This is a genomic window from Fictibacillus barbaricus (assembly GCF_031457135.1).
Lineage (GTDB): Bacteria > Bacillota > Bacilli > Bacillales > Fictibacillaceae > Fictibacillus > Fictibacillus barbaricus_A.
On sequence record NZ_JAVDWA010000003.1, the window covers coordinates 207,236 to 233,707 of the forward strand.

General features: G+C 38.8%; 22 protein-coding genes. 4 read left to right on the forward strand and 18 right to left on the reverse strand.

Going from position 1 to position 26,472, the window contains the following annotated elements; genetic code table 11:
• Window positions 1–22 precede the first annotated feature (22 nt).
• The 7 genes from J2X07_RS10175 to J2X07_RS10205 all read right to left on the reverse strand — a co-directional run bounded on the left by J2X07_RS10175 (window position 23) and on the right by J2X07_RS10205 (window position 8,268).
• Window positions 23–1,399, reverse strand: coding sequence for a DUF2254 domain-containing protein (locus J2X07_RS10175; RefSeq protein ID WP_310258556.1), 1,377 nt, complete (start codon window positions 1,397–1,399; stop codon window positions 23–25).
• A 176-nt stretch (window positions 1,400–1,575) separates the two neighbouring features.
• Window positions 1,576–2,070, reverse strand: coding sequence for a GNAT family N-acetyltransferase (locus tag J2X07_RS10180; RefSeq protein WP_310258557.1), 495 nt, complete (start codon window positions 2,068–2,070; stop codon window positions 1,576–1,578).
• 29 nt (window positions 2,071–2,099) lie between these two features.
• Window positions 2,100–2,441, reverse strand: a complete 342-nt coding sequence (locus J2X07_RS10185; RefSeq protein ID WP_310258558.1) for an MGMT family protein — start codon at window positions 2,439–2,441, stop codon at window positions 2,100–2,102.
• 99 nt (window positions 2,442–2,540) lie between these two features.
• Window positions 2,541–4,160, reverse strand: a complete 1,620-nt coding sequence (locus J2X07_RS10190) for an ABC-F family ATP-binding cassette domain-containing protein (protein WP_310258559.1) — start codon at window positions 4,158–4,160, stop codon at window positions 2,541–2,543.
• A 579-nt stretch (window positions 4,161–4,739) separates the two neighbouring features.
• Window positions 4,740–6,665, reverse strand: a complete 1,926-nt coding sequence (locus tag J2X07_RS10195; RefSeq protein ID WP_310259025.1) for a TRAP transporter permease — start codon at window positions 6,663–6,665, stop codon at window positions 4,740–4,742.
• A gap of 52 nt (window positions 6,666–6,717) precedes the next feature.
• A complete protein-coding gene (locus J2X07_RS10200) occupies window positions 6,718–7,230 on the reverse strand; it encodes a DUF1850 domain-containing protein (RefSeq protein WP_310258560.1) in 513 nt (170 codons plus the stop codon).
• Window positions 7,231–7,278: 48 nt separating this feature from the next.
• Window positions 7,279–8,268, reverse strand: coding sequence for a TAXI family TRAP transporter solute-binding subunit (locus J2X07_RS10205; protein ID WP_310258561.1), 990 nt, complete (start codon window positions 8,266–8,268; stop codon window positions 7,279–7,281).
• A 226-nt stretch (window positions 8,269–8,494) separates the two neighbouring features.
• Between J2X07_RS10205 and crcB (J2X07_RS10210) the strand changes: the two genes are divergently transcribed.
• Both crcB (J2X07_RS10210) and crcB (J2X07_RS10215) read left to right on the forward strand, forming a co-directional pair.
• The gene (gene crcB / locus J2X07_RS10210) at window positions 8,495–8,902 is read left to right on the forward strand and encodes a fluoride efflux transporter CrcB (RefSeq protein WP_310258562.1); all 408 of its coding nucleotides are present in this window, start codon (window positions 8,495–8,497) and stop codon (window positions 8,900–8,902) included.
• Complete coding sequence (gene crcB, locus J2X07_RS10215) at window positions 8,902–9,264, forward strand: fluoride efflux transporter CrcB (RefSeq protein WP_310259026.1); 363 nt, start codon at window positions 8,902–8,904, stop codon at window positions 9,262–9,264. The genes crcB (J2X07_RS10210) and crcB (J2X07_RS10215) overlap by 1 nt, the downstream gene beginning before the upstream one ends.
• Before the next feature lie 168 nt (window positions 9,265–9,432).
• Here crcB (J2X07_RS10215) and J2X07_RS10220 read toward each other — a convergent pair whose 3' ends face one another.
• From J2X07_RS10220 to moaA, 7 genes are all read right to left on the reverse strand, one after another.
• Window positions 9,433–9,867 carry a Dps family protein gene (locus J2X07_RS10220; RefSeq protein WP_310258564.1) on the reverse strand — a complete coding sequence of 145 codons (435 nt, stop codon included), beginning with the start codon at window positions 9,865–9,867 and terminating at the stop codon, window positions 9,433–9,435.
• Between the two features lie 3 nt (window positions 9,868–9,870).
• Window positions 9,871–10,329: a TlpA family protein disulfide reductase gene (locus tag J2X07_RS10225; protein WP_310258565.1), complete on the reverse strand. Its 459-nt coding sequence runs from the start codon at window positions 10,327–10,329 to the stop codon at window positions 9,871–9,873.
• 48 nt (window positions 10,330–10,377) lie between these two features.
• Window positions 10,378–10,920, reverse strand: coding sequence for a peroxiredoxin (locus tag J2X07_RS10230; protein WP_310258567.1), 543 nt, complete (start codon window positions 10,918–10,920; stop codon window positions 10,378–10,380).
• A 179-nt stretch (window positions 10,921–11,099) separates the two neighbouring features.
• Window positions 11,100–11,768 carry a TVP38/TMEM64 family protein gene (locus J2X07_RS10235; protein WP_310258569.1) on the reverse strand — a complete coding sequence of 223 codons (669 nt, stop codon included), beginning with the start codon at window positions 11,766–11,768 and terminating at the stop codon, window positions 11,100–11,102.
• Between the two features lie 75 nt (window positions 11,769–11,843).
• Window positions 11,844–12,704: a VOC family protein gene (locus tag J2X07_RS10240; protein ID WP_310258570.1), complete on the reverse strand. Its 861-nt coding sequence runs from the start codon at window positions 12,702–12,704 to the stop codon at window positions 11,844–11,846.
• A gap of 78 nt (window positions 12,705–12,782) precedes the next feature.
• Window positions 12,783–13,019, reverse strand: a complete 237-nt coding sequence (locus J2X07_RS10245; RefSeq protein ID WP_310258573.1) for a hypothetical protein — start codon at window positions 13,017–13,019, stop codon at window positions 12,783–12,785.
• A gap of 327 nt (window positions 13,020–13,346) precedes the next feature.
• Window positions 13,347–14,366, reverse strand: a complete 1,020-nt coding sequence (gene moaA, locus J2X07_RS10250; RefSeq protein ID WP_310258575.1) for a GTP 3',8-cyclase MoaA — start codon at window positions 14,364–14,366, stop codon at window positions 13,347–13,349.
• 249 nt (window positions 14,367–14,615) lie between these two features.
• On the opposite strand from moaA, the gene J2X07_RS10255 reads away from it, so the two are divergent.
• Window positions 14,616–14,816 carry a cold-shock protein gene (locus J2X07_RS10255; protein WP_310258577.1) on the forward strand — a complete coding sequence of 67 codons (201 nt, stop codon included), beginning with the start codon at window positions 14,616–14,618 and terminating at the stop codon, window positions 14,814–14,816.
• Between the two features lie 97 nt (window positions 14,817–14,913).
• Here the strand turns inward: J2X07_RS10255 and J2X07_RS10260 are convergent, their stop codons facing one another.
• Both J2X07_RS10260 and J2X07_RS10265 read right to left on the reverse strand, forming a co-directional pair.
• On the reverse strand, window positions 14,914–15,534 hold the full coding sequence (locus J2X07_RS10260) for a methanogen output domain 1-containing protein (RefSeq protein ID WP_310258578.1): 621 nt from the start codon (window positions 15,532–15,534) through the stop codon (window positions 14,914–14,916).
• Window positions 15,535–15,859: 325 nt separating this feature from the next.
• Complete coding sequence (locus tag J2X07_RS10265) at window positions 15,860–17,272, reverse strand: amino acid transporter (RefSeq protein ID WP_310258579.1); 1,413 nt, start codon at window positions 17,270–17,272, stop codon at window positions 15,860–15,862.
• Between the two features lie 330 nt (window positions 17,273–17,602).
• On the opposite strand from J2X07_RS10265, the gene J2X07_RS10270 reads away from it, so the two are divergent.
• The gene (locus J2X07_RS10270) at window positions 17,603–20,068 is read left to right on the forward strand and encodes a bifunctional YncE family protein/alkaline phosphatase family protein (RefSeq protein WP_310258580.1); all 2,466 of its coding nucleotides are present in this window, start codon (window positions 17,603–17,605) and stop codon (window positions 20,066–20,068) included.
• A 714-nt stretch (window positions 20,069–20,782) separates the two neighbouring features.
• Here J2X07_RS10270 and J2X07_RS10275 read toward each other — a convergent pair.
• Together J2X07_RS10275 and J2X07_RS10280 are read right to left on the reverse strand one after the other, a co-directional pair.
• Window positions 20,783–23,899 carry an efflux RND transporter permease subunit gene (locus J2X07_RS10275; RefSeq protein ID WP_310258581.1) on the reverse strand — a complete coding sequence of 1,039 codons (3,117 nt, stop codon included), beginning with the start codon at window positions 23,897–23,899 and terminating at the stop codon, window positions 20,783–20,785.
• Between the two features lie 95 nt (window positions 23,900–23,994).
• Window positions 23,995–26,352: a bifunctional YncE family protein/alkaline phosphatase family protein gene (locus J2X07_RS10280; protein ID WP_310258582.1), complete on the reverse strand. Its 2,358-nt coding sequence runs from the start codon at window positions 26,350–26,352 to the stop codon at window positions 23,995–23,997.
• Window positions 26,353–26,472 lie beyond the last annotated feature (120 nt).

The following is a 26,472-nucleotide window of genomic DNA, read 5'->3' on the forward strand; positions in this document are numbered from 1 at the left end:
AAAAGCCGGGCTTTTTTTTATATTAGTTTGCTTTGTTTTTTTCCAAAAACGCTTCATACTCTTTTTCATGCTTAGTTGTAACTGAAAGATTGTGCAGGGCGTGATGAAACTGCTGATAATCTAAGGTGAAGAGAAATAAGTCTTCAAACCCACTGGCCGTGAAAACGCCAAATTCCCAAACCGCATTATAATCCCGTTCATTAAGAGATTTTGCCATTAAATCAAGCACCTTCAATATTTCGGTGCACACAATCACGTTATCTTTAGCATAGTGACGGATATAACCAAAAGAATGGTATAAATAATGACTGAAATCTCTTTCTTGTAATACCACCCGCAGGTTATTGCTTTTATCTACGAGATACTTCGAAAAAATTGAATTGCGTGAAATGGAAGAAAGAACCTCTCCAATTTGATAAATAGCATTTGTTGCGGTTTTCGGATCATAATTGCCTAATGAGCGGATTGACACTTCTACTAACTTGTTGATACTGAACTCGATATCCTGAACTTCCGTTTGTTTTCTCCCGATACTAATAAAAGCCAGATATTTTTGTACATCCACTTCATGATCTTCATTTTTCCAGTACGTAATGATTGGTGTTGAAGCAAACACATAGCTTCCAATCGTATATTCTAACTGGATGACAATATCGTCTTTTTCAGCTTCTTCAATAATAGAATGAAAATCAATCAGTTTAATATAGCCAGATTTCCCGGCATAAATTGAATCACCTCTCTCCTCACAAATATCGATGTTAACTGTGCTCAGATCATTTACTTTAAAAGGATCTACTTCGTTTTCTAACGTATTTTTCACGATAGATAAGGATTCCTTTTTCATGTCGTATGTCATCTGGTTAACCTGCAACCAGGCAACAGCGTGGTTTATAAAAAAGATAAACGTTCCCATGGAGAAAGCTGCAATGAGTGCTGCAAATACAGGCACAGCAAAATAATATTCCGCAAGTCTTTTATTCAAAAACAAAAAGGATAGTAACATGTAAATAAAACTGGACGTAAATATTCCAAGGACGCGCTGTGTTGATTTACTAGCAATAAAATTTTTCAGCATGCGCGGTGAAAATTGTCCGGAGAATGTGGTAAAAACAACTAGAATTAAGTTAAATGTAAAGGTAGTCAGAGTCAAAATAGCAGCGGTAAGTGTTCCGACCAAATTAAGTGTCAGACTATAGTCCACTGCAAAAAATGGATGCATTTGATATCCAAGATTATATTTAAGATCAGACGTCATTGTAGCAGTGACTAATAATAAAGATACTAAAACATAAAGAACAGGCGTAAACCACATATTTGAATGAACCGAATGAGATAATTCTCTCTCAGACATTCTTCTATATTTCTTTAAATGATCATCCATAAATTTTATTTTAAACATATATACATCCCCTTGTAGGTAAAAACACGATTTAGTAAGATAAGACTTACTTACTTTGCCCTAAATAAAAAAACTAAAACTTAAGTTTACTTTTATAGCAAAAATAAAAAGCGATTCTATATAAAGAATCGCTCCGAACAAAAGCCCATTTAACCATTACTATACTATTACCAATCCTATCTGCTCACGAACTCCTGTATGACCTTCCCTTCTGCTTCTCGTTCAAAAAACTTACCATCACAATAATCATGGATAACTTTTCGCCAAAACGTTTGTGCTGGTTTATTTTTTTCAATTTGTAACACTTCCCAGTTTCCTTTATGTAAATCAAACATTCTATGAGCAACCGCTCTTCCTAGCCCAGTCCTTCTAAACTTTTTTAATATGAAAAACTCAGCCATAGAACAATACGATTTCTCTGGTGTATGGATCAGTCTAATTAAAGCAAATCCAGCAAGCTTTCCTTGCAGTTCAACTAAGTAAGGATATCTTCCCTCTTCTTCCCAATAATTGTCGAGGTAAGGATAATCACTAAACAATCCATTACTCGTGGGGTGTACATCAATAAACTCCGTAAAATCGTAAAAATAAAATTGCATCAAATTTTTTAAAATCTCTTTATCCTTCAACTCTGCTTTTCTAATATCGATATGTTTCATTTCCACTTTCATTATGCTTCCCCCAACCTAAATTAAGCCTTTTAAAAAGACTGCAGCTCTTTTTCTAAGAAATCTGCATCAGGCTTGTATCTATATTTTTCTAGGTTCAACACTTTATTTCCTCTAAAACAAATTCCTTCACTTTCCAGCAATGCTTTTTGTGTATAGGCTCCTTCATCATCTTGAATCACGATCTCGCCTTTTATATTAATCACCCTATGCCAAGGAAGTTCGTATTTTCCGCTCATCGAATGAAGAATCCGGACAACTTGTCTGGCCCCTCTTGGCTTTCCTGCCACTTTTGCAATCTGTCCATATGTCATCACGTATCCAGAAGGAATATGCTGAATGATTTTTATCACATTTTTCGTAAATGCTTCCACTTCTTCATCTCCCGTACATTATCATTACGAAAACAACCTAAAAAAAAGAGTGCCAAATCGCTATGATTCAACACTCTCTTAATTCAATCTATTTTCACCCTATTGATACATCAATTGACGCTGCTTTTTCAACTCATCGTTTTCCAAGTATTCGTCATATGACATTTGCTTATCGATAATTCCTTTAGGCGTAATTTCGATAATACGGTTCGCAATTGTATGAACAAACTGATGGTCATGCGAAGTGAAGAGCAATGAACCTTTGTAATTGATTAAACCGTTGTTTAACGCTGTGATCGATTCTAGATCCAAGTGGTTTGTCGGATCATCCATCAACAATACATTACTTCCGCTAAGCATCATCTTAGAAAGCAAACAGCGCACTTTCTCTCCTCCAGATAGTACGGAAGGTTTCTTGTTAACTTCTTCACCAGAGAACAGCATACGGCCAAGGAATCCGCGAAGGAAGCTTTCCGTCTGATCTTCTGGAGAATATTGACGAAGCCATTCAACAAGAGTCGGCTCACTTCCATCAAAGTACTTCGTGTTATCACGAGGGAAGTACGCTTGTGAAGTCGTAACACCCCACTTATAAGTTCCGCTGTCCGCTTCCATTTCACCCATCAAAATCTTGAACAACGTCGTGATCGCGATTTCTTCTTTACCAACAAAAGCGATTTTATCTTCTTTATTGACTACAAAGCTCACGTTATCTAAAACTTTTACACCATCAACTGTTTTTGTTAAGCCTTCTACACGAAGAAGATCATTTCCGATTTCACGGTTAATTCCAAATTGTACATATGGGTATTTACGTGAAGATGGTCTGATGTCATCTAATGAGATTTTATCTAAAAGCTTTTTACGAGAAGTTGCTTGCTTTGATTTAGAAGCATTGGCACTAAATCGAGCAACGAACGCTTGAAGCTCTTTAATCTTCTCTTCTTTTTTCTTGTTTTGGTCTTGTGCCATTCTTAAAGCTAACTGAGAAGATTCATACCAAAAATCGTAGTTCCCCACATAAATTTGAATTTTACCGAAATCAAGGTCAGCCATGTGAGTACACACTTTGTTTAAGAAGTGACGGTCATGGGATACGACGATTACGGTATTCTCAAAATTAATCAAGAAGTCTTCTAACCATTGAATCGCTTGAAGATCCAAGCCGTTCGTAGGCTCATCCAGCAATAGTACATCTGGTTTCCCGAAAAGAGTTTGTGCAAGCAAAACTTTTACTTTTTCAGAACCCGTTAGTTCAGCCATCTTTTTCGTATGAAGGCTTTCACTAATGCCTAGTCCTTTTAGAAGGATCGCAGCTTCAGATTCAGCTTCCCAACCGTTAAGCTCAGCAAATTCTCCTTCAAGCTCAGCAGCACGCATACCGTCTTCATCCGAGAAATCAGCTTTCATATAAATCGCATCTTTTTCTTTCATTACTTCATAAAGACGGGCATGACCCATAATAACTGTCTGCATAACTTCTTGCTCTTCATATTCAAAGTGGTTTTGTTTTAAAACCGCTAAACGCTCGCCTGGCGTCATATGAACGTCACCCGTCTGAGCTTCGATCTCACCAGATAAAATTTTCAAAAATGTAGATTTCCCCGCGCCATTCGCACCGATCAAACCATAGCAGTTTCCTGGTGTGAACTTTATATTAACGTCTTCAAACAGCTTGCGGTCGCCGTAGCGAAGACCAACATTCGTTACCGTAATCATGTAGGCTTCTCTCCTTTTATATAAAACATAGCCGGAACAGTCTTTCTGTCGGGCATTGTAAAAACTATAAGCTCAAATCAGCATCATACAAAAAATGCATACTTATTGATTGTAACATAAATAATTTAACTCAACTTTACAATCTTGCACACTTAATCAATTATTTAATCAAAACGTTGTTTTCGTAAGCTTTGTTGCTTTTGTAAGTGGGCGATTTCCGCTCCAGACTGCCCAGACATCCATGGAGGTTGTACATAAAAGACGATAAAAAAGATAAATTTATCTTTTCATTATATTTTTGATCAGATTCGATTCAGGACTCCGTTAAAGCGGGAGTCAACTAGTCCGATCAGCATGAATTTCCCCCGTGAAGCTGATAATCTCACGGACTTTAACAATAATCTCCCGGGAATGGGCCATAATCTCCCGGGAATTGGCCATAATCTCACGGGTTTTTATGATATACTCCCGAGTTTACAAAAATCGACAAAACCCCTCACTTCCGACTGCAGATTTCATCCTGACGAAAATAATAAAAAAAGCCCAAAAGGTCAATTCCTTTTGAGCTTTTATAGAGTTTTATAAAGCTGGTGTTGATGGAGCTTGCGTTTTGTCTTTTTTCAATAACATATATTGACTGCCAAGCATCAGTACGAATGCAACAACACCGATCACACTGGCAATTCCCTCCGGATAGATAAGCAAAAAGCCGACGATAACGGCTGCAGCTCTTTCCAGCCAGTTCAGCGCCCTCATCCAATATCCGATCATGCCAGCACCGATCGCAATCATTCCTACAAATGCTGTTGAGACTACCCAAACCGCTTCCGTCCATGTTGTATCAATCAGCATAAGCTGAGGCGATATGACAAAGATGTACGGAATGATAAAAGCGGCAATGGCAAGCTTCGAGGATTGAATACCGGTTCGTATCGGTTCCCCTCCTGAAATCCCAGCTGCAGCAAAGGCTGCAAGAGCAACGGGCGGTGTGATATCCGCAATAATACCAAAATAGAAAACAAACATATGAGCAGATAATGCTGGAACACCGAATAACAAAATCGCAGGAGCTGCGATGGTTGATGTAATAACATAGTTTGCCGTTGTCGGGGATCCCATTCCTAAAATGAGTGACGCGATCATCGTCAAAATCAACGTAGGAATTAAGTATCCTCCTGAAAGATCGAGCAATCCGTTTGCAAGCTTAAGACCAACACCAGTAACGGTAACCACACCGACAATCATACCAGCTGCCGCAGTTGCCGCAGCGACACCAAGGGCGGTTCTTGCACCATCTGCTAATGCTTCTATAAATAGCTTCGGCCCCATTCTCGTTTGTTTGTTAAACATACCAACTGCGATCGCACTCACAATCGACCAAAGAGCTGCTCTCGTAACACTCATCCCGCTCATAAGCAAGAAAACAACAACAAAAATCGGAATCAAAAGGTAAAGCTGTTTTAATACTTTCTTGGTTTCTGGCATTTCTTCTTTCGTTAATCCTCTTAATCCGATTCGTTTTGCTTCAAAATGGGTCATAATCCAAATGCCTGCAAAATAGAGAATGGCAGGAATAGCCGCTGCTTTCGCGATATCCCAGTAAGTAATGCCGCCACCAATAAATTCAACCATTAGGAAGGCTGCTGCACCCATTACCGGCGGCATGATCTGTCCGCCTGTGGAAGAGGCTGCCTCAACAGCGCCTGCAAATTCCTTTTTATAGCCTAGCCTTTTCATCATCGGAATCGTAAATGCACCAGATGTTACAACGTTTGCAACCGAACTTCCGCTGATTGTTCCTTGCAAAGCACTTGAGAAAATTGCAACTTTTGCGGGTCCACCGATTCGGCGGCCGGCAATCACAATTGACAGGTCATTAAAATATTCACCAACCCCCGTTTTGACGAGGAACGCTCCAAACAATAAAAATAAGAAAATATATGTAGACGAGACCGCTAACGGTGTACCAAGGATACCTTCCGTTGTAAAAAACATCGTTCGGACGATACGCTCGATTGTCAGCCCTTTATGCTCCAAAAATCCTGGCATGTAAGGTCCGAAATAAGCGTACATCAAGAAAAGTCCGGCAATAATCGTAATCGGCAGTCCGACAACACGTCTTGTAGCTTCTAATACTAAAATAATGGCCAGTAAACCAATCATAAAATCCGGTGTCGTGAGCCTTCCAACTCGCATGACTAAATCATCCATAAAGATATACCAATAAGAGCCTACTGCAATGGATAATAGAGCGAGCAGCATGTCATACCAAGCAACTTGAAAACGAGCTTGCTTTTGGCGTTTCTTTTTTGTTGCTGGAAATAATAAAAAGATGAGCGTTAAGGCAAATCCTAAATGAATCGTTCGTTGAAGCTGTGCTGCCAGCACGCCAAATATGGCAGTGTATAGCTGAAACAAAGAAAAAGCAACGAGTCCGATCAAAGTAATCCAATAAAGAGCTCCTTTTAGCTTCCGAAAACCGGCTTCAGGATCGTATTTCTCCATTAATTCCTGAACTTCTTCATCTGAAATTGTTTGCTCTGCTCCAAGTTGATGTTTATCGTTTTCCAAGAACTTTACCTCCCATCAGCCATTCCCATACGTTCAAATGATCTGTTTTAATTCTCACCCAAGATCCTGGCTTACTAAAATGCGAGAATGGGTATTTTTTGCCTTTGATAATAAACGTATGATTCGAAATCACTTGTCCAACCCGTACATTTAGTTCAGAAAAATGGCGGTTCATATGTGTCAAAATATACTTTCCGTCTTTTTCAACGAACTTTTCATTCCCGGATGCACCTGAAGGCATTCCTATACCGAATTCCTCAAACTGCATCTCGGTTTGGATAATTTCACCTTTTTTGTTTGTATGATACGTTTCGAGTACAGGTGTCTTATGGATAGAATGAATATATTTCACACTAAAATTTTGATTCGGATTATTTTTAAAGAAAGCTAGAATTTCTCCTGAATTACCATCTTCCACTACAACAGCAGTAAGAAATGGATAAGTAAGAGCAGCGGTAATACTCACGATGAGGAGAAGAATGAAAATGAGTCTTTTCATAAGAAGACATGGACTAAAGAAAATTCTTCAGTCCATGGTTACACTTTCTTATTTAAGATTCCCTTTTTCTTTAAAGTACTTCTTAGCTCCTGGGTGGAAATCGATGCCCATACCATCTACCGCTTTTTCAGCATTGATCAGCTTGCCTTTTGCGTGGCTGATTTTATCTGTATTTTCAAAGATTGCCTTCGTAATTTGATACACATCATCTTCCTTCATGTCTTTACGAACAGCTAACATCGAAAGGACAGCCACTGTTTTCACATCTTGTTCCAGTTTGTACGTGCCGCTTTTGACAACATCCTCAATATAATAGGGATGTTCTTTCATCAATTCTTTAATCTTGTCTTCAGCGATCGGAACAATCGTTACTGGATTAGTAGCGGATAGTGCTTCCACTGCTCCAGTTGGTGTTCCTGCTGTAATGAATGCCGCTTGGATATTTCCATCTTGAATACCTTCAGCTGATTCATCGAAAGATAAATGCTGTGCTTTAAGATCATCCATTTTCATTCCATGGACTTTAAGAATCTGTTCAGCGTTAGCAAATGTACCGCTTCCAGGTGCACCAACGGAAACTTTTTTCCCTTTCAAATCCTCTACACTTTTAATGCCGCTGTCTTTGAGCGTTACAATTTGAATCGTTTCCGGATACAATGTTCCGATACCTGCAATTTGATCCACTTTCTCTTTAAACATTTCTTTGCCTTCTGCTGCATAACTAGCAATATCAGTCTGTGTAAATGCGATATCTGCATCCCCATCTTGCAGAAGCTGCATATTTTCAACAGACGCTCCAGATGCTTGAGAGTTTGCCTCAACACCTAATTCCTTGCCGATAATTTTTGCCATTTCACCGCCGAGCGGATAATATGTACCACCTGTACCGCCAGTAACAATACTGAGTCTGTCAACACTGAGACCCTTACTGTCACCAGACTTTTCTTTTTCAGAGCTCGTCTCAATTTTTTGATTACAAGCTGCCAATGATATCACTACCAACAACGCCAGTAAAAATGAAATCCCCTTTTTCATCATTAGCGAAAATTTCCTCCTTTTGGAATTTTTGTTTTTTCTAGTGTAACATATATCGTCAAAAAATGCAGAATAATCTAACTTTTTAAACTACTTTTTTGATTTCTTTACTTTCTAGGATAATATCGTTCTTTATCATCGTACTGATTGAATTATTCATTTTACATTTAGTAATGAAGAGAATAAAATTAGAGCTAACTTAAATAAAACAAACAACTGAGGTGAATGAATGCAAGGTTTATTAGTAGGTTTTGGAGGAGTTATTGGGGCATTGCTTCGTTACTATATAGGGTTATGGTCTTCGGAATGGACACACACCATCTTTCCCATCGGAACTTTCACTGCCAATATGATTGGTTCGTTCATCTTAGGCTGGTTAACAACACGTATTATTCAACATCAAGTCGTTCATCCGTATCTTGCAGCTGCCTTTGGCACAGGCATCATCGGTTCTTTTACGACCTTTTCCACCTTTAGCGTAGAAACCGTCCAGCTCATCCAAACCGGACATTGGCAAATGGCACTTCTCTATGTTCTATTAAGCTTATTAGCTGGATTATTGTTCTCATGGTCAGGTTTTAAAATGGGTAAAACCTTTTCCGAAAGTAAAAATGGCGGGAGTAAACAAGTATTATGATACTAGCAAGCGCACTTGTTGCAGCTGGAGGATTTTTAGGAGCGATTTGCCGTTTTTTAACTACAAAGTGGATTTCTCAAAGATGGCCAACAGAGTTTCCAATTGCAACTTTATTGATTAATATACTGGGTTCTTTTTTGTTGGGAATGATTATAGGCTCAGCACTCAATCATTCTGTTGTACTCTTGTTAGGAACTGGTTTCATGGGAGCTTTTACGACATTTTCAACTTTCAAGCTAGAAAATATTCAACTTCACGAAAAACGTAAAGAGAAAGTGATGATTCAATACCTTGGTTTTAGTTACATCGGAGGAATTCTCTTTGCCTTTATAGGATTAACTCTCGGAAATCTATTTTTCTAATTCGCTTTTTAAAGGGTTTGCATTTTGGCTTGAAATGTTCATTCTCATCATAGACAAGTTGGTTGAAGTGCAAGGTATGGACTTCCCTGCACCTCCTCTCATCCTGTAGAAAAAAGGGAACGAAACCTGCCAATATAAAAAAGGGCGACCGAAGTCACCCTGAATGCACTAGCTTATGAATGCACGCAGCATCCAGCTATGTTTTGCCAGACTCTCACGAACGGAGAGCAGCATGTCATGTGTGACCTCATCGCCTTCACGATCTGTCACTTCCATACCTTCTTTTATTTCTGCAATAAGGAGTTCAAAATCTTTAATCAAGTTTTGAACCATCTCTTCAGCAGACTCTCCGCCAATCGCTTCTTCTATAGTAGCTAAATCCAAATACTCTTTCATCGTTGCAACAGGTGTTCCTTTTAAAACGAGTAAACGTTCCGCGAGTTCATCAATATTTGTAGCTGCCTCGTTATAAAGCTCTTCAAACTTTACATGCAGTGTGAAAAAATGCGGTCCTTTTACATACCAATGGTAGTTATGCAGTTTAACAAAAAGGACATTCCAGTTAGCAACTTGTTTGTTTAATACGTCTTGAGTGTTAGTCATATGTTAGACCTCCTGTTTATTTCCTTCGTTCAGTACACGGTTCAAACGCTTACGTAGCATGTCCATTCCGCTTCCTCCTGCTTGGAAGTGGCGCAGCTTTCCTTCCTTATCAAAAACGTAGTATGCCGGTACATATTTGTTCTCAAAAGCGTCTGTCAGTTTGTGTTCACTATCTACATAAATAGGCTGCGTAATATCGTGGCCGATTGCCATCTGCTCAATAACACTCATATCCAAGTCATTTTCTGATCGAGGCATATGAACCGCAACGACGTTTAAATCGTCTTCGTATTCATCACGAAGTTCATTTACATCTGGCATCGCTTCTTTACAAAGACCGCAGCTCACCGACCAAAAATGTATCAAAGTCGCTTTCTCACCTACAAGATCTTCTTTCTTTACTTCTCCATTTAACCAAGCAGCTGCTCCATCAAGCTCTGGCATTTGTTCACGTAATTTCAAAGTGAGTACCTCCTATATGTTAAACAGTTGTTTAATTTTTACTTGTTTTTATAGTGTTTTTTGTCCTGGTTTCCAGTTCGCCGGGCATAGACCGCCTGTTTGCAGAGCTTGTAAAACTCGTAAAGTTTCGTCAGCATCCCGGCCAATGTTGTTATGGAAAACAACTTGGTACATCATTTCGCCTTCTGGACTGATAATGAACAAACCTCTTAAAGCGACTCCTTCTTCTTCTATTAATACACCGTAATCACGCGCTACTTTATGATTGGTATCAGCAGCTAGCGGGTAATTCAATTCACCGAGTCCGTTATCTTCTCTCTTCGTATTAATCCAAGCTAGATGAGTGTGGACCGTATCAGTGGATACACCGATCACTTCTGTATCCAAGTCATTAAATTCTTCATAACGATCAGAAAGCGCGATAATTTCTGTTGGACATACAAACGTAAAGTCCATTGGATAAAAGAAAAGAACGGTCCATTTATCATTCTTCATGTTTTCTTCTAAGCTTATTTTCTTCGTTTCTTTATTCGGCATGACCGCTTCCATTTCAAAGCGCGGCGCCTGTTTACCTACCATACGTTCAGCCATGTGATTTCCACTCCTTTTAAATCTACAAATGATAATGAAATTCATTATCATGTTCTCTCAACAGTTTTAATTATACTTGTTTCTTTTTTGAAGTCAATACTAATTTATAATAATTATAATTAAAGAACAAGTATTGTGCTTACACAACAAAAAAACCTCACTCTAATTAGAGCGAGGTTTTACGCGTTGTCTTCTTTTTGATAGGGTTCAGGTGCTATTGTTTTATTTTTCAGGTATATAGCAAGTATGACGGCTGCTATTAACAAAACTGCTGCAGCTGCGATCATCATTCCGTTTCCACTTATGAGACTATTTCCTAGTACGTTTGCGGCTAATGTTCCTGGCAATACGCCTAATAAAGTAGCAAAAATATACGGCTTTAGCTTTAACCTCGAAATTCCTGATACATAGCTAACGAGGTCAAAATTTATGATGGGTATTATTCTAAGGATAAAAACATAATAAAATCCTTTTTCTCTTATTTCATTTTGCCATTTTTCGATTCGGTCAGTTGAACTGATTTTCTTTTTTAACCAGTGAGCTCCATGGTTTTTTGAAAGATAAAAGGAAATTATGGCACCTGCTGTGGAACTAAAAACCGTATAAACGGTTCCCCAAAGCGTTCCAAATGCCAGCCCGCCAGCAAGCGATAATACCGAGATCGGAAAAAGTGTGAGCGGTCTAATGATGTTTAATAAAAGATAGACAATAGGAGCTAATATGCCAAACGAAAGCATCCAATCACGTAAAGTCATCGGGGTCAGTTTGAAAATAAAATGGTTTACCGCTAACAAAGCAAAAACGATGCCAAATCCCATCGTTAGCTTCAAACACGTTTTTTTCTTCATAAAAGACCCCTCCTTTACTACAAATTTTAAAGAGAATGTTCATCTTTCTATTCCCTTTAATTCGTTTGTCGTAAACTAGCTCTTTATATGTTTAATAATGATTCCGTTACCGGCAGGATCTGTTACTGAGATTTGTTCATCCTGATAAGAAAACGATATATCGTTTTTCAGCAACTTTTGTTTCATTTTCTCTACTTCGTCTGCATCCGGAAGTATGATTTCATAGCTAAGCAGTCCCGTCGCTTCTTTTGGTGCTGGAATCGCATTTGGACCATTCCAGATGTTCATGGCGATGTGGTGGTGATAACCGCCTGCTGAAATAAATAAGGCATGATGAGCCATTCTTGTTTGTTCTTCAAAACCTAGTACATTTACATAAAAATGCTCAGCTTCAGGGATGTTTACAACGTTCAAATGAACATGACCCATTATCGTCTTTTCCGGCAATCCATCCCATGGTTTCGTTTCTGCTTCGGCTAAAAGACCGTGTACGTCTAATGGTTCGCTTGCAGCTGGCAGTTTTCCTTCTGCATCTCGCACCCAATCTTCCCGGTTAACATCTCTATAAATTTCTATGCCATTGTTCTCCGGATCTTGTAAATAAAGAGCTTCACTAAACAAATGGTTAGAAGCTCCAGCCATTCTCGTCTCTGAAGTAATAAAGTGCTGCAGCACATTTGCTAGATCCTTTCTTGTCGGTACAAGCAAGGCTAAATGGTACAGACCAGCACTTCTTACAGGTCTTTGTTCCAAATCAGCGTTGCCTTCTAACAGTAAGAGCGGTGTGCTGCCATCTGCTGTTAAAACAGCTTTGCTGCTTGTTCTTGATAATATTTTCAAACCAATCGTTTCCGTATAATAAAGAACGAGCTTTTCCAAGTCTCTTACTTTTAAGGTAACGCTTCCTATATGAGTATCTTTATGAATGGTTGTCATTTTAGTAACCCTCTTTCATTATTTGTAATTAAATTACTTTATGTAAGTGATTATAAAATAGTTATTAACAAACTTCAATTAAAAAATTTGAAATTCGAATCCATTTACTGGATGAAGCACTTCGTTTGTCGGACTGAGCAATTCGTTTGTTGGACTGTAGTCTTCGTTTGTTGGATTAGTCAAATCGGTTGTTGGATTGTCCACTCCGTTTGTCGGACTAAGCACCTCGTTTGTTGGATTGTCCACTTCGTTTGTTAAAATGTCTACTCCGTTAGTTTTAGTTGGACTGTGTACTTTGAGCCTGAAAATTTTCATTTTGCTAAGAGAATAACTCTCCTAATTCACAAAAAGACCCAAAAGTGATGGTTCGCACACACTTTTAGGTCTTTTACTTAAGTTCTTTTCGCAATCTTTGCTGCAATTTAAGTTGGTTGATTTCCGTTCCAGGATGCTCGCTTTCCGGGGGGTGTGCGGTGAGCCTCTTAAGCGCTTTGCACTTTTCAGAGTCTCACCTGTCCCACTGATCCCCCAGGAGTCTCGCACCTTGCACTCCTATCAAATTATCAATGTAGAGAATGAACATATTGGACCAAAAGCAACCATCTTTTAGCAAACAGCCTATACTAATGATCGGACTTAAATTTAGCCCCCAATATACGACATTTCTATTTTTTTGCGCTTCGAATCAGTATTCTCTCTTCTTTCGTCTGAATATCTGTCTGTCCGCTTGTTCCACACGTCAACGATGCGATTATACACATCGTCTTCCGTTGCACCTTCTCGGATAAAGTGCTTAAAATCTGTCCCTTTTGAGGCGAAAAGACACGTATAAACTTTACCATCCGCAGATAATCGAGCTCTTGTGCATGTCGAGCAAAAAGTATCTGTTATGGAAGAAATGATGCCAATCTCACCTTTTCCATCTTTATATTGATATCTTTTTGCAACTTCGCCGTAATAATGACCGGGAACAGGTTCAAGTGGAAGTTCACGATCAATCATGTCTATAATTTGTTTTTTCGTGACGACATCATCCCAATTCCAGCCGTTAGAAGTTCCCACATCCATGTACTCGATAAAGCGGAGTACGTAAGGAGTATTTTTAAAATAACGAGCCATGGGAAGAACCTCTTGCTCGTTTATCCCTTTTTTTACCATCATGTTAATTTTTACTTTTAATCCAGCACGGTGAGCAGCTGCTAACCCTTTAAGAACTGGCTGAACTCCGACCCCGCGTCCATTAATTTTTCCAAAAAGCTTATCATCTAACGTATCAAGACTGACTGTTATACGATCCATGCCTGCTTCTTTTAGATTTTTAGCAAGCTTTGTCAATAAAATTCCGTTTGTCGTTAGAGCAATATCGTGAATTCCATCAATCTTCCGCAGTCTTTTTAAAAGCTCAGGCAAACCTTTACGCAATAAAGGCTCACCACCCGTAATCCGGATTTTCTCAACACCGGCTCGGGCAAATTGGGAGGCTATCGTTTCAATTTCATCGAACGATAATAACTCAAGATCTGATAAGAAAGGATAATCCGGACCGAATATTTCTTTTGGCATACAATAGGTACACCGAAAATTACATTGATCGGTAACAGATATCCTTAAATCACGCAGTGGACGGCTCCACTTATCAACGACTCGATTCTTTGTACTCATCACATCACGCCATTACAATAGTATTTTTTTAAATGTACCACGAATAAAGAAAGGTTAAAACTAGAAAGCCCTGTAAACTGTTTGTAACAAAACATTTCTTCCAATTCCACTTGTTTATTGATCGTTAAAATGTTACGATGAAATAGAATTATTTTTGTTCGATTGTTCAGGTAAACCTTTTTATCTTGATCATTTTTGAGCAAGGATAGTAAAATTTTGTGTGTTAAAGCACGACAGGAGGCAACAAAAATGGAACAAGGTAAAGTTAAATGGTTTAACTCAGAAAAAGGTTTTGGATTTATCGAACGCGAAGGTGGAGACGATGTATTCGTACATTTCTCAGCTATCCAAAGCGAAGGTTTCAAAACTCTTGACGAAGGTCAAGAAGTAACTTTCGAAGTAGAACAAGGACAACGCGGACCTCAAGCTACTAACGTACGTAAGGCGTAATAGCCAACATATATAAACAGGGCTCTTTCACTAGAGGCCTGTTTTTTTTGTTTTAAAAAAGCTGCTTTCCACCCTATTGAGTGAAATAAGCAGCTTATTATTTATTTTTTTTTAATTCCTCTAGCTCTTGTAGAAGACTTTCCACCATATCATCACTTTTTTTCAATTCTTGATTAAGCATCGTAATGGTTTCTTCTTCCCACAAGAATGGATTTCCATGTTCAGGAGTAACGGGAAGATCTTGATAGACAATCCCCTCTTCTCTTTCATCTGGCTGAAAGTAAATAGCAACTTCACAAACGGGTTCACCAAGTGCTATTCTTTTGCGCAAAACGACTTTACCATAACCAAATTTCCGAGCTGCAATACCACCAAGCACACTGGAAGTCATTCCGCATAAATGCGGAGCATCTTTAACAAACTCTCCGAATGGACACTCTTTTGCCCGAACTACTACGCAATCAGGATCCACACTAACCATTTCAAAATGTCCACCGATTGAATTCTTTATATCAATGATTAAATGGACATATTGATCAACTGTCCAATGAGGAAGATCTTCATAAAAACGCTCGATCCACTCTCCTGTTCGAAGCCCTAATTGTTGAATATACGCTTCTGCAGCTGAGCCAATTGTTTTTTTATGAATATAGGCGTATTGAGTAATAAGCTTTGCCAAAAAAGTGTGTCCATTTAATTCACTCTTTGAAAGATGCATAATACATCTACCCTTTCTTAGAAATAACATAGGTATTAAAAATTTGAGCAAGATATGGACAACACTTAATGGATACCCGTTTTTTGGATATCCAAACGTATTTCAAAGATAAAAACCATTTATTTACTAAATATTTTCTGAGAGAATCATTCCTTCAGCTGATTTAACTCTTTTAAACCCTGACTTCCATAAACTTTTAGTAAAGTGTTGCTGGTTTGCAAACACCCACCGGGGCAATTTCATAAAACCGGCTAGACTGAAAAATGACTTTCATATTAAAAAAGCTCAAAAAAAAAAGAGACCTGCTACAGTCTCTTTTTCGTCATTAACTAATCTTTTCTTTATTAAGCTGAGAATGTCGCTTTGAATAGCCGAAGTAGATGACTACACCAATCAGCAGCCAGATAATGAATCGAATCCAGGTTGCTCCGTCTAGCTGGGACATTAAAAAGCCACAGAACACGATAGCGAGAATCGGAATCAATGGAACAGCAGGACATTTGAACGCTCTTGGCAGATCTGGCTGTGTTTTACGAAGGACAATTACAGCAACAGATACTAAAACAAATGCAGATAATGTACCGATATTAACCAATTTCGCAAGTTCGTTTAACGGGATTAATGCTCCCATCAATCCTGCTACAAGACCAAAGAACCAAGTAGCACCATAAGGCGTGCGATATTTTTCATGAACGTTTTTAAAGAAGTTTGGCAATAGTCCGTCACGAGCCATTGCATAAGATACACGAGTTTGACCGTAGAGCATAACGAGCATTACTGTTGTCATACCAAGAATGGCCCCTACATCGACGATTCCGGCTACCCAGTCTTGTCCAGCCATTTGAAGAACCAGTGAAATGGGATGATCTTCATTTCCTTTAAACTGAGCAAAAGGTACAACGCCTGTCATGATCCCTGTAACGATAACATAAAGGAACGTACAGACAAACAGAGAGATCATAATTCCCTTAGGCAAGTCACGGTTTGGATTCTTTGTCTCTTCAGCAGCTGATGCAATCGCATCAAATCCGATGAAAGCAAAAAATACAAGAGCAGCAGCAGCAAAGACTCCATTATAGCCAAATGGTGTAAATGGTGTCCAGTTTGCAGGCTTTACATAGCCAATCGCAACAACGATAAATAATACGACAACAATAACTTTTGTTACTACCATAATATTGTTAACTCTCTTTGATTGTTTAACACCTACCGAAAGCAAGAATGTAATCAGCATAACAATCAAAAAGGCTGGAAGATTAAAATAAGTAGTTGTTCCTGGTACAGCATTTGGTGCATTTGTCAGCACTGTTGGTATATGGATTCCCATTCCTTTTAATAGAGACTGAAAATAACCTGACCAACCAACAGATACAGCGCTTACAGCAAGTAAATATTCAAGGATTAAATCCCATCCTATAATCCATGCAACAAATTCCCCCATCGTCGCATAGGTGTACGTGTACACAGAACCTGATACAGGTACGGTGGACGCAAATTCCGCATAAGAAAGTGCAGCAAAAAGACAAGCTAATCCCGCAATAATAAATGAAATGATAAGTGCAGGTCCTGCAGTTAAGGCACCCGTTCCTGTAAGGACAAAAATCCCAGTCCCGATAATTGCACCAATACCCAGCAGTGTTAAATCCCATGTGCCTAACTCTTTGTTAAGCGTAGTACCGGATTTTGAAGCCGCCACTAAATCAGGAATACTTTTTTTCCTAAAGATATTCTTCTTCATAAAAAACCTCCACTTTTGCAACGTTTAATTTTTTGAGTTTTTTGACATTACCCTGTTTTTTAATTATATTCTATAATTCGTAATTTTTCGACACTTTTCGGGGTTCTGTTAAAAACTACTTTGTATTCATGATTTTTACATATATTACCCATTTATCATTCTAATGAATCAACCTAAATAGTTTGTTCTTTTTTCCATTAAATTACACTGTAATAAAGTCTTTTTGATTTTCTATCATTTACATATTCTTTATGAACTTAGACTATTAAATTAATATTTTAAAACTATGCTTTTATATAGTTGCAAAATATTGTATTAGGAGCAAAAAAAATGAATTTGAAAGACAAGCATAAAAAAATCATTGCAGGTGCTGCAATAGCATCTATTTTTATTGGCTCAAGCGTATCAGCGGCTTATACATTAATAGCTGGCCCTAAAGGTGATGGTACAGGAGTAGCAACCAATGGATGGGAATTGACACCCGCTGGAAAACAAGTGAAATTAGGAAGTTTTCCTATTGGAGGTGCCTTGTCTCCTGACGGGAAATATCTTGTAGTATCGAATGCTGGTGTAGGACCTCAAACCTTGCAAGTAATCGATACGGAGAATCAGGTCATTACGCAGACAATTTCATATGAATGGCCAGAAGCTGTGTACTTAGGGGCAGCTTTTAGTCCAGATGGAAAGACATTTTACGTTTCCGCAGGCGGCAACAACAAAATTCGAGTGTTTGATTTTTCTAATGGAAAACTTACTGAGCGAGAATCGATCGCCATGAAGAAAGATAAAAAAACTGAATTTTATCCGGCTGGCATCTCTATTTCACCGAATGGAGACTATTTGTATGCAGCTAATAATGTTGATCATTCAGTTTCCAAAATCAATCTTTCAACAAAACAAATCACAGCCATTTCTTCTGTAGGTAAAAGTCCGTATGCTGCTGTTCTAAGTACGGATGGAAGTGAATTATATGTCAGCAACTGGGGAGAGAGCAGCTTAACGGTTCTGAATACGAAAGATTTAACTGTGAAAAAGACCATTCCTGTAGGACTGCACCCTAATGCAATCGCCGTAAATCCCATAGACGGTTCTATATATGCAGCTAATTCTGACAGTGATGAAATATCTATTATTGATGCAAAAAAGTTGAAGGTGAAGGATACAGTCTCTCTTTCACCCTATCGCGGTGCACCTACTGGCAGCCAGCCAGATGCATTAACAGTAAGTACTGACGGAAAAACACTCTATGCTGCTAACGCAGGAAATAATGATGTGGCCGTTATTCAACTAGGTCATAAACCCAAAGTGAAAGGTCTTATTCCAACAGGCTGGTATCCAACAGGAATTTATTTAAGCAAAGATAATAAGGGTATGTTTGTACTTAATGCTAAAGGTCTTGGTGCAGGTCCAAATAACAAGTCACACGAATGGCTTGGTAACATGATCAAAGGCTCAATGTCTTTTATTAATGTTCCTGATCCGACACAGTTAAAAAAATATACAAAACAAACAGAGAAAAACAACAAAGTGAAAGAAGCTGAAAATAACACCTGGTGGCAAAGTCAGAAAGAAGACGAACATAGCTTTCCAATTCCCCGATTTGCTGGAAAAGGAAAATCACCGATTAAGCATGTGATTTATGTGATAAAAGAAAATCAAACATATGATCAAATTTTTGGAGATTTAGAACAAGGAAATGGTGATTCTAGCCTAGCGATCTATGGTAAAGATATTACACCTAATCATCATAAGCTCGCAAAACAGTTTGTAACTCTAGATAACTTTTACGCTGATGCAGAAGTTAGTGCCGATGGACACAACTGGACTACAGCAGGTAAAGCAAATGATTATGTGCAAAAGAACTGGCTCGCTAACTACGCTGGTCTAAACCGGGATTATGATTTTGATGGCGGAGGCGGAGGAAGTAAGTTGGATGAAGCTCCATATACCCGTTCTAAAGAGGGATATATTTGGGATGTTGCGATGAAAGCGGGTCTGTCATTCCGAAATTATGGTGAGTTCGCTTATAAATACGATCCTGAAAGCAAAACTTATTTTCCAAATAACCCGGGTACAACAGATTTTGGGGGTAACTATGATCCGAAGTACCCTAGTTGGGACCTAGATATTTCTGACATCGACCGATACAAAGAATGGGAGAAAGAATTCAAGCAATACGAGAAGAACGAAAACCTGCCAAGCTTTGAAGTGGTCTACTTGCCAAATGATCATACTGGCGGTTCGAAATGGGGTCCAGAAGAGATTGTAGCACAGAACGATCATGCATTAGGTAAGCTTGTTGATACGGTCAGTCATTCTAAATACTGGAAAGATACAGCAATCTTCGTTGTGGAAGATGATGCACAAGGCGGTGTTGATCATGTTGATGCACATAGAAGTGTAGCCTTAGCAATTAGCCCGTATACTCAAATAAGTAAAGTCGATAGCACGTTTTATGACACTCCTTCAGTGCTTCGGACAATGGAACTGATTCTTGGCTTAAAACCAATGACTCAATACGAATCTGCTGCAATACCTTTGTTCAATTCGTTTACAGCCGATCCTAAGTTTACGCCTTATAATTTTGAGCGGACAAAATATTGGACTGAAGATGGTAATGAACAGAATCCGACTGCTGAAACAAAGGCTGCTGCCATTTCGGGGGCATCCATTTATCCGAATGATATGGATTTCTCGCGTCCTGACTCCGTGGACCGGAAAAAGTTAAACAGAGAGAACTGGAAGATGATCAAGGGGTACTACCCGAGGATAAAACAGGAGAATAACCAAAAGTAATCACTTGCCTATTATTCTAAAATATTTATCTACTACATGCTCAAACTAACGCAATTCAAAGAAAAAGAGCCGTTCTTCTAACCTTAGAACGGCTCTTTTTTAATAACTGTTTTCGTATTTATTTTTGCCTCGAAAGTAGTTGATCTCCGTTCCAGGTTGCTCGCTTGCAATGAAGCTTTTATACAAAAATAACAACCAAGTCTATAAACTTGTAGAAAGGTTCTATTCTAAAGGATGTTTTCGTATTCACGGTTGCCTTGAAAGTAGTTGATCTCCGTTCCAGGTTGCTCGCTTTCCGCGGGGCAGGAGTCTCACACCTTCTACTCCAATCAACTATCAAAGAGGACAATAAAAAAGAGTAGATAGTAACAATCTTTTAGAAAAGAGATTTTCTAAAAAAATGTTTGCTAAAAAGAGATTTGAAAACTCTTCGTTGCATTGTTAATTAAAGCCAAAGGTCGTGACTCGTGAAGGAGCGTGGGACAGCGGAAAACGCTTGTACAGTCCCGACAAGCAAAAGGCAAATGGGATAAGAAGGCTTTTTTTGCCTTCAGGACCCTTAAACTTTTAATCTCGAGGGGCTAGTTTTTTCTAGACAGGTGAGACCACCCACTGCATACAGTGCAGGGGGATCTCACCGCCATGCAGAAAGCGAGTACAAAGTGCGGAATACCTCATCATGAGCAAAAAGTTTACAAACAGCCTTTTAAAATATCATGCGGATTTTCTTTCAATTTTCTTTTTGTCGATACTGTTATAAAGCCATTGATACATTATGGGGATTACCAAAAGGCAAATCAATGTAGAGCTGATCATGCCCCCTACAACAACCACACCTAGAGTCTGCGAAATGATCACATTCCCAGTCCCAGAAAGTGCCAGCGGAAGCAATGTAAGAATAGTAGCTCCTGCTGTCATTAACACAGGTCGTACTCTCGTAGCTGTTCCTTGAAGAATGGCTTTATTTATTTCCATATCATCCTTCAAGTTGCGTTCAATTTTATCAACAAGTACAATCCCGTTGGTTACAACGATACCGATTAGCATTAACATACCGATCAATGCTGCAAGATTCCATTCAATCCGGAAAAAAAGCATGCTCCAAACCGAGCCGATCAATGCTAAAGGTATGCACATCAATACAGCAACCGGTGCTCTCCATCCCTGGAATACTGCACTTATGATCATTAATACGAGCAGAACAGATAGAGTAAGAGCAAGCCCCATCTCCATAATCATCTGTTTCACTTGTTGGGAAATTCCTCCGATAGAATAATCAATTCCTGCAGGAAGATCCAAATCTTTCATTGTTTCATTTACTTGTTTCGTTACTTTTCCGATGTCTCTAGTTACAATATTTCCAGTCACAGCTGCAAAAGGTCTGCCGTCCTGCTCACTAATAACGGTTTGATTGTTCATAGTTAATTTCGTTATTTCTGCTAAAGAAACTTTAGTACCATCTTTCGCAGTAAACATTTCATGACCAATCTTTGAAAGAATCATTTTTGTCGGGTCTTGCTCTCCAGCAGGTATAATAATCTCTTTATTGTTAGAGTGAATGACAATTGGAATTTCCGTTTGTCCTTGCCGCACATTCATTCTAATATCTTGTGGCAGATAACCATTAATCCGATTTAGAACATCATCTGGATGAATACCTAATTTTTGAATTTTATCCTGATTCAAAGATAAATGATATTTCATTGAACCGTCTGCATCTTTAGCCGTTCCTTCCATACTTAAACCAGGAATCATCTGCAGTTTACTTCTAACCAAGATCGCCGCTTTATTGAGTTCACTATGATCTGCACCCTTCAAAATAACCTTCAGACGGGAATCATCTCCTGAAATATTTTGATTGGAAACCGTGTAGACTGCAGATGTTGATAATGAAGCAAGACGTTGCTGCAGTAGTTTTACGAATGAATCTGTATCCGTCTGCGGCTTGATGCCTACAGAAACACTTGCTATGTTTTGCTTTTGCACCCAGCCCCCGCCTTCATCAAAGACGTCATCAAACATGGGAGTGAACGTCGAACCAAGTGTAGAAGAATAGGTATCTACATTTTTATCATTCTTTAAGATCGTTTCAATGTTATTTACTTCCGCGTCAACATCCGAAAGCTGAGAGTCCTCGGGAAGTTCAATCTGAATCGCTACATCTCTCGTATTTCCTCTTGGAAAAAAGTTGATAGGCAGGAAAGCAGCCATTGCAATTGTGATACTTAATAACATGAGTGCTGACGACATAATCCATTTTTTCTTCAAAAATGCCCATTGCAGAATTTTTTGTGCTGGTCCCTCTATATTTGCAGTCCTATTAACACCTTGTTTTCTCCATAATAAATAGGCGAGTGCAGGAACGACAATGATGGATACAGCTAGTGATGTTACGAGGGCAATAACAACAGACCATGCAAATCCAGAAAATGCAGAACTGATCATTCCACCTATAATCGAGATTGGAATGAACACCGCTACAGTTGTTGCAGTAGATGAAACAATTGCGGGAATCATTTCCACTACCCCATTTGCCATCTGACTAAGCCTTACCTTCTCGTTGGTTCTTTCCATCTGCTTTCTGTACATATTATCGATGACGACGATCGAATCATCGACCACACGGCCCATGGCAACGATTAATCCTGAAATGGTTAAGATATTCAAACTGACATCCATTGCCTTTAAAATCGCTGTAGTGGTAAGGAGACATATTGGCAATGACAATGCAATGATTAATGTTGAACGGACATTCCGGAAAAAAAACAACACACATAAAACAGTAAATACAATCCCAAGCAATCCTTCTTTCATCAAGCTTTTTAATGCAGAGTCTATTTCTTTGCCTTGATCTGATAAGATGGAGAGCTTCACCATTTTAGACTTTATTTCTGGAATAGCTTTCATTCGATTGTTTATTCGTTCGGTCACATCTGTAATGTTGGAAGACGGAGTTTTTAAAACATCCAGCAGAACACTAGGTTCTCCCTTCGTTCTTGAAATTGTTTGTAGATCAATCGTGCTTTTTTCAATTTTAGCTACTTCCTGTAATTCAACCATTTTTCCCCCTTTAATAGGGAGCTTTATGTTTTTCAGGTCTTTACTGTTTATCGTCCAATCCGTAACACGAATCGGCATTGTTACTTGTCCATTTTTTCCATTATTTTGTTTAATGGTTCCTTGTGGCCATAAAGGATGCAAGGAAGTAAGAGCTTGTTTAATATCTGTTACTGTCAAACCATATTTGTTTAACGCATTCTCTTTTAGGGTTATCATATAACCCGCTTTTCCGGCACCAGTAACACGCACTTCTCGAACACCCGGAATTCGCTTTATTTCATTTGCTACTTTTTCTTGTATGGATGTGCGTAAAAGATCCTCATCCATTTTATTTTGATGGCTCGTTAAGCTTAATCGCATCACCGGAAATGAGTTTGTACTGACCCTAGTAATTAATGGCGTTTTCACATCAGCAGGAAGACTGATCTTATCTACCGCTGCCTGTACTTCTTTCTCTGCTTTTTCCATATCTGTGTGTCCAGGAAAATAGAAGCTCGCCATTAATCCGCCATCAAATGAGTTCATTTCCATATAGTCAAGATTATCAACGGAATGTACCGCTTCCTCTACGTTTCCTGCAATGAATTCTTTGACCTGATCAGATTGATAATTGTCCGCTTGGATCGTTACCATCAGCGCAGTATTATTTATAGGTGGTAAGTAATCTCGCTGCATTTTTACCGCGGATAATGTACCCCAAACTAATATGAGGACAACACAAGTCAAGATAAGTATGGATCGTTTCATCGTGCCTTCTATCCATTTTTTCATTTAAAAATGTCCCTGCCTTTAAGAGTAGTATAGATATCTGAGATTTAAAATGAGCTCAATAAGAGACTGTCTCTTGTGAGCTCCTTCAGAGATTTCTATTTTTCTTTTGTTTCTCCCGGATATGGAGTATCACCTTTTGCAGATTTCCAAAGAATTTTATTTAATTTCTCAGAGTCAGCATGATCAACACCTTTGAAATCCAGCGTTTTTGACTCTGCTGCCATAGGAGCAGCCTCACCATTTTTACGATCTAGCGGATAAGAAGGTTGTTCCACTTTAAAAGGTGAAAAGTCTGGTTTTTGTGTGAACGAATTAATCATAGGTACGGCTGAAGAATCAAATTGTGTCATCGGTTTCATGCCGAGTATCATTTCCATAGTGCGAAGCATAGACGTAGTATCATAAAGTGTACTGTCTACCTTGCCGGTTTGTGTATAAGGACTGATCACTAGCGACGTTGTACGATGAGCATCAACAGAATCCCACCCGTTCTGTGCATCATCTTCGGTAACAAATATAGCTGTATTCTTCCAATAAGGAGAGTTACTTACCTTGTCCACAAGTTTCCCCAGAGCATAATCGTTTTGTGCGACCATCGATTGCGGCGTGAGTTTTCCAGGTTTCGTGCCTGACGTATGGTCATTTGGCAGACGGACAATTTGAAGCTGCGGAAGAGATTTGTTGTTTACATATTGGTCAAATTCCTCAGACCAAGTATCAAAGCGCGTAAGGTCTGAAATATCTAGATCAAAAGTAGGGTAATCTGGATCGAAGTTATTACCCATGCTCGGTTCAGAAGCAATGTATTTACCGGTTGTTTTATCATAATTTGTGAACTCGCCATAGCTTCTAAAAGAAACACCCGAACGGGCAGCATTTGTCCATAAGAATCCCGCTTTGGGATATGCCGCTTCGTTTCCGCCTTCAAAATCGTATGATCGGTTTCTGCCTGAATAGTTTGCTAGCCAGTTCTTCTCAACGTAGTCGTTTGCTGCTGCTGCAGTTGACCAATTATGACCTTGTGCACTGATTTCTGCATTTGCATAAAAGTTATCATAAAGAACGAATTGATCTGCTAATTTATGAATATTTGGAGTAACGTCTTTACCGAATATCGTGAGGCTCGGGTCACCATTCCCTTTTTCCACATCTCCGAATACTTGGTCATACGTTCGATTTTCTTTTATTACGTATATAACATGTTTAATAGGTGTTTTCTGATTTTCATGACGCGGAATTGGAAAAACGCCGCTTCCTGCAGGATCTTCATCTTTGTATATTTCATTATTCTCTTCCACTTGTTTCGTATATTTCTTCAATTTCATCTGATCTGGAACATCAATAGTAGACATGGTTCCTTTTATCATATTTCCTATATATTGACCTTCGCGATTCGAACCTGCTCCGAGACCCTTTGCGTTAAGGACCATTAACTTATCATCTTTTAAGAAAACGCTGCTTGGATACCAGGCTGTAGGAATCAAACCTTTCACTTTTTCATTTAGAAGGTCAACAACCGCTACATCATTATTCCCTCCGTTGGCAACGTATAACTTCTTTCCATCTTCACTTAATGAAAGTGCATTAGGCTGTGTGCCTGTAGGGGCTTTTTTATAAGGGCTTAATGAAATGGTTTCCGTTTCTTTCGATTGTTTAGGATCAATAACGGAAATCGAATCGCTATCAGAATTAGATACATAGATCTTCCCGTTTGAAGGATTCTCAACTATAGCATTCGGATGCAAGCCGACAGGGATTGTTTTTTTAATATTTAAGGTTTCAGGATCTAGCAAACTAATGCTGCTTTCACCCCAATTGCTTACATATAATGATCTTCCATCTTTGCTTAAGAGAGTAGTATAAGGATTTTTTCCAACTAATGTCGTTTTTGAAATTTGTTTTGTGGAAAGGTCTACCTTTGAAACAGAATGATCTAAATTATTTGCAACATACAGTGATTGACCATTTTGTGAAACCGAAATACCGGCAGGAAAAAAGTTTGTTTTGCTGCTATCTGTAAGATTAGTTGGGGATTGTTCAGTTAATTTACCTTTTTCGAAATCATACGTACGAATTTTGTTATTGCCTCCTGCAGATGCATACACCGTCCTTCCATCCGGACTGAAAGCGACACCTAAATAGAGGGATTCCGGCGATTTATATGGAATGGTCTGAATGATTTTCTGAGTCTGAGTATCTACCACTTGAATAGACTGTTCACCTTGTCCATCATTCGAAACAATTAAATAACGATGATCGGGACTTAATGCACCTCCCATAGGAAAATCACCAAGCGTAAGTTGGTCACCGGCAGGAGTCACCATCCACCCATGTGGGGTAACAGCAGTTCCATCTTTTCTTGGACCAACGATTTTCGAATAGGCTGCATAAGTAGAAGTTGAACCAAGAAGCAAAGTCGCGAGGGATATAACCATTAACTTATTCCGTCTCATTAAGCCATCTCCTTTTAGATGCATACTAGTTACACATCAATGCTACTCCACTTATGTGAATAAGAGATTACGGAATATTAAAGAAACATAAAGAAAAATGTATAAAAAGAATCATTGTAT

Coding starts and splice junctions, on each gene's coding strand:
- J2X07_RS10175 (WP_310258556.1), bottom strand. CDS start 1,399: ATGTTTAAAATAAAATTTATGGATGATCATTTAAAGAAATATAGAAGA.
- J2X07_RS10180 (WP_310258557.1), bottom strand. CDS start 2,070: ATGAAAGTGGAAATGAAACATATCGATATTAGAAAAGCAGAGTTGAAG.
- J2X07_RS10190 (WP_310258559.1), bottom strand. CDS start 4,160: ATGATTACGGTAACGAATGTTGGTCTTCGCTACGGCGACCGCAAGCTG.
- J2X07_RS10195 (WP_310259025.1), bottom strand. CDS start 6,665: ATGGAGAAATACGATCCTGAAGCCGGTTTTCGGAAGCTAAAAGGAGCT.
- J2X07_RS10200 (WP_310258560.1), bottom strand. CDS start 7,230: ATGAAAAGACTCATTTTCATTCTTCTCCTCATCGTGAGTATTACCGCT.
- J2X07_RS10205 (WP_310258561.1), bottom strand. CDS start 8,268: ATGATGAAAAAGGGGATTTCATTTTTACTGGCGTTGTTGGTAGTGATA.
- crcB (WP_310258562.1), top strand. CDS start 8,495: ATGCAAGGTTTATTAGTAGGTTTTGGAGGAGTTATTGGGGCATTGCTT.
- J2X07_RS10220 (WP_310258564.1), bottom strand. CDS start 9,867: ATGACTAACACTCAAGACGTATTAAACAAACAAGTTGCTAACTGGAAT.
- J2X07_RS10230 (WP_310258567.1), bottom strand. CDS start 10,920: ATGGCTGAACGTATGGTAGGTAAACAGGCGCCGCGCTTTGAAATGGAA.
- J2X07_RS10235 (WP_310258569.1), bottom strand. CDS start 11,768: ATGAAGAAAAAAACGTGTTTGAAGCTAACGATGGGATTTGGCATCGTT.
- J2X07_RS10240 (WP_310258570.1), bottom strand. CDS start 12,704: ATGACAACCATTCATAAAGATACTCATATAGGAAGCGTTACCTTAAAA.
- J2X07_RS10245 (WP_310258573.1), bottom strand. CDS start 13,019: ATGAAAATTTTCAGGCTCAAAGTACACAGTCCAACTAAAACTAACGGA.
- moaA (WP_310258575.1), bottom strand. CDS start 14,366: ATGAGTACAAAGAATCGAGTCGTTGATAAGTGGAGCCGTCCACTGCGT.
- J2X07_RS10255 (WP_310258577.1), top strand. CDS start 14,616: ATGGAACAAGGTAAAGTTAAATGGTTTAACTCAGAAAAAGGTTTTGGA.
- J2X07_RS10260 (WP_310258578.1), bottom strand. CDS start 15,534: ATGCATCTTTCAAAGAGTGAATTAAATGGACACACTTTTTTGGCAAAG.
- J2X07_RS10265 (WP_310258579.1), bottom strand. CDS start 17,272: ATGAAGAAGAATATCTTTAGGAAAAAAAGTATTCCTGATTTAGTGGCG.
- J2X07_RS10270 (WP_310258580.1), top strand. CDS start 17,603: ATGAATTTGAAAGACAAGCATAAAAAAATCATTGCAGGTGCTGCAATA.
- J2X07_RS10275 (WP_310258581.1), bottom strand. CDS start 23,899: ATGAAAAAATGGATAGAAGGCACGATGAAACGATCCATACTTATCTTG.
- J2X07_RS10280 (WP_310258582.1), bottom strand. CDS start 26,352: ATGAGACGGAATAAGTTAATGGTTATATCCCTCGCGACTTTGCTTCTT.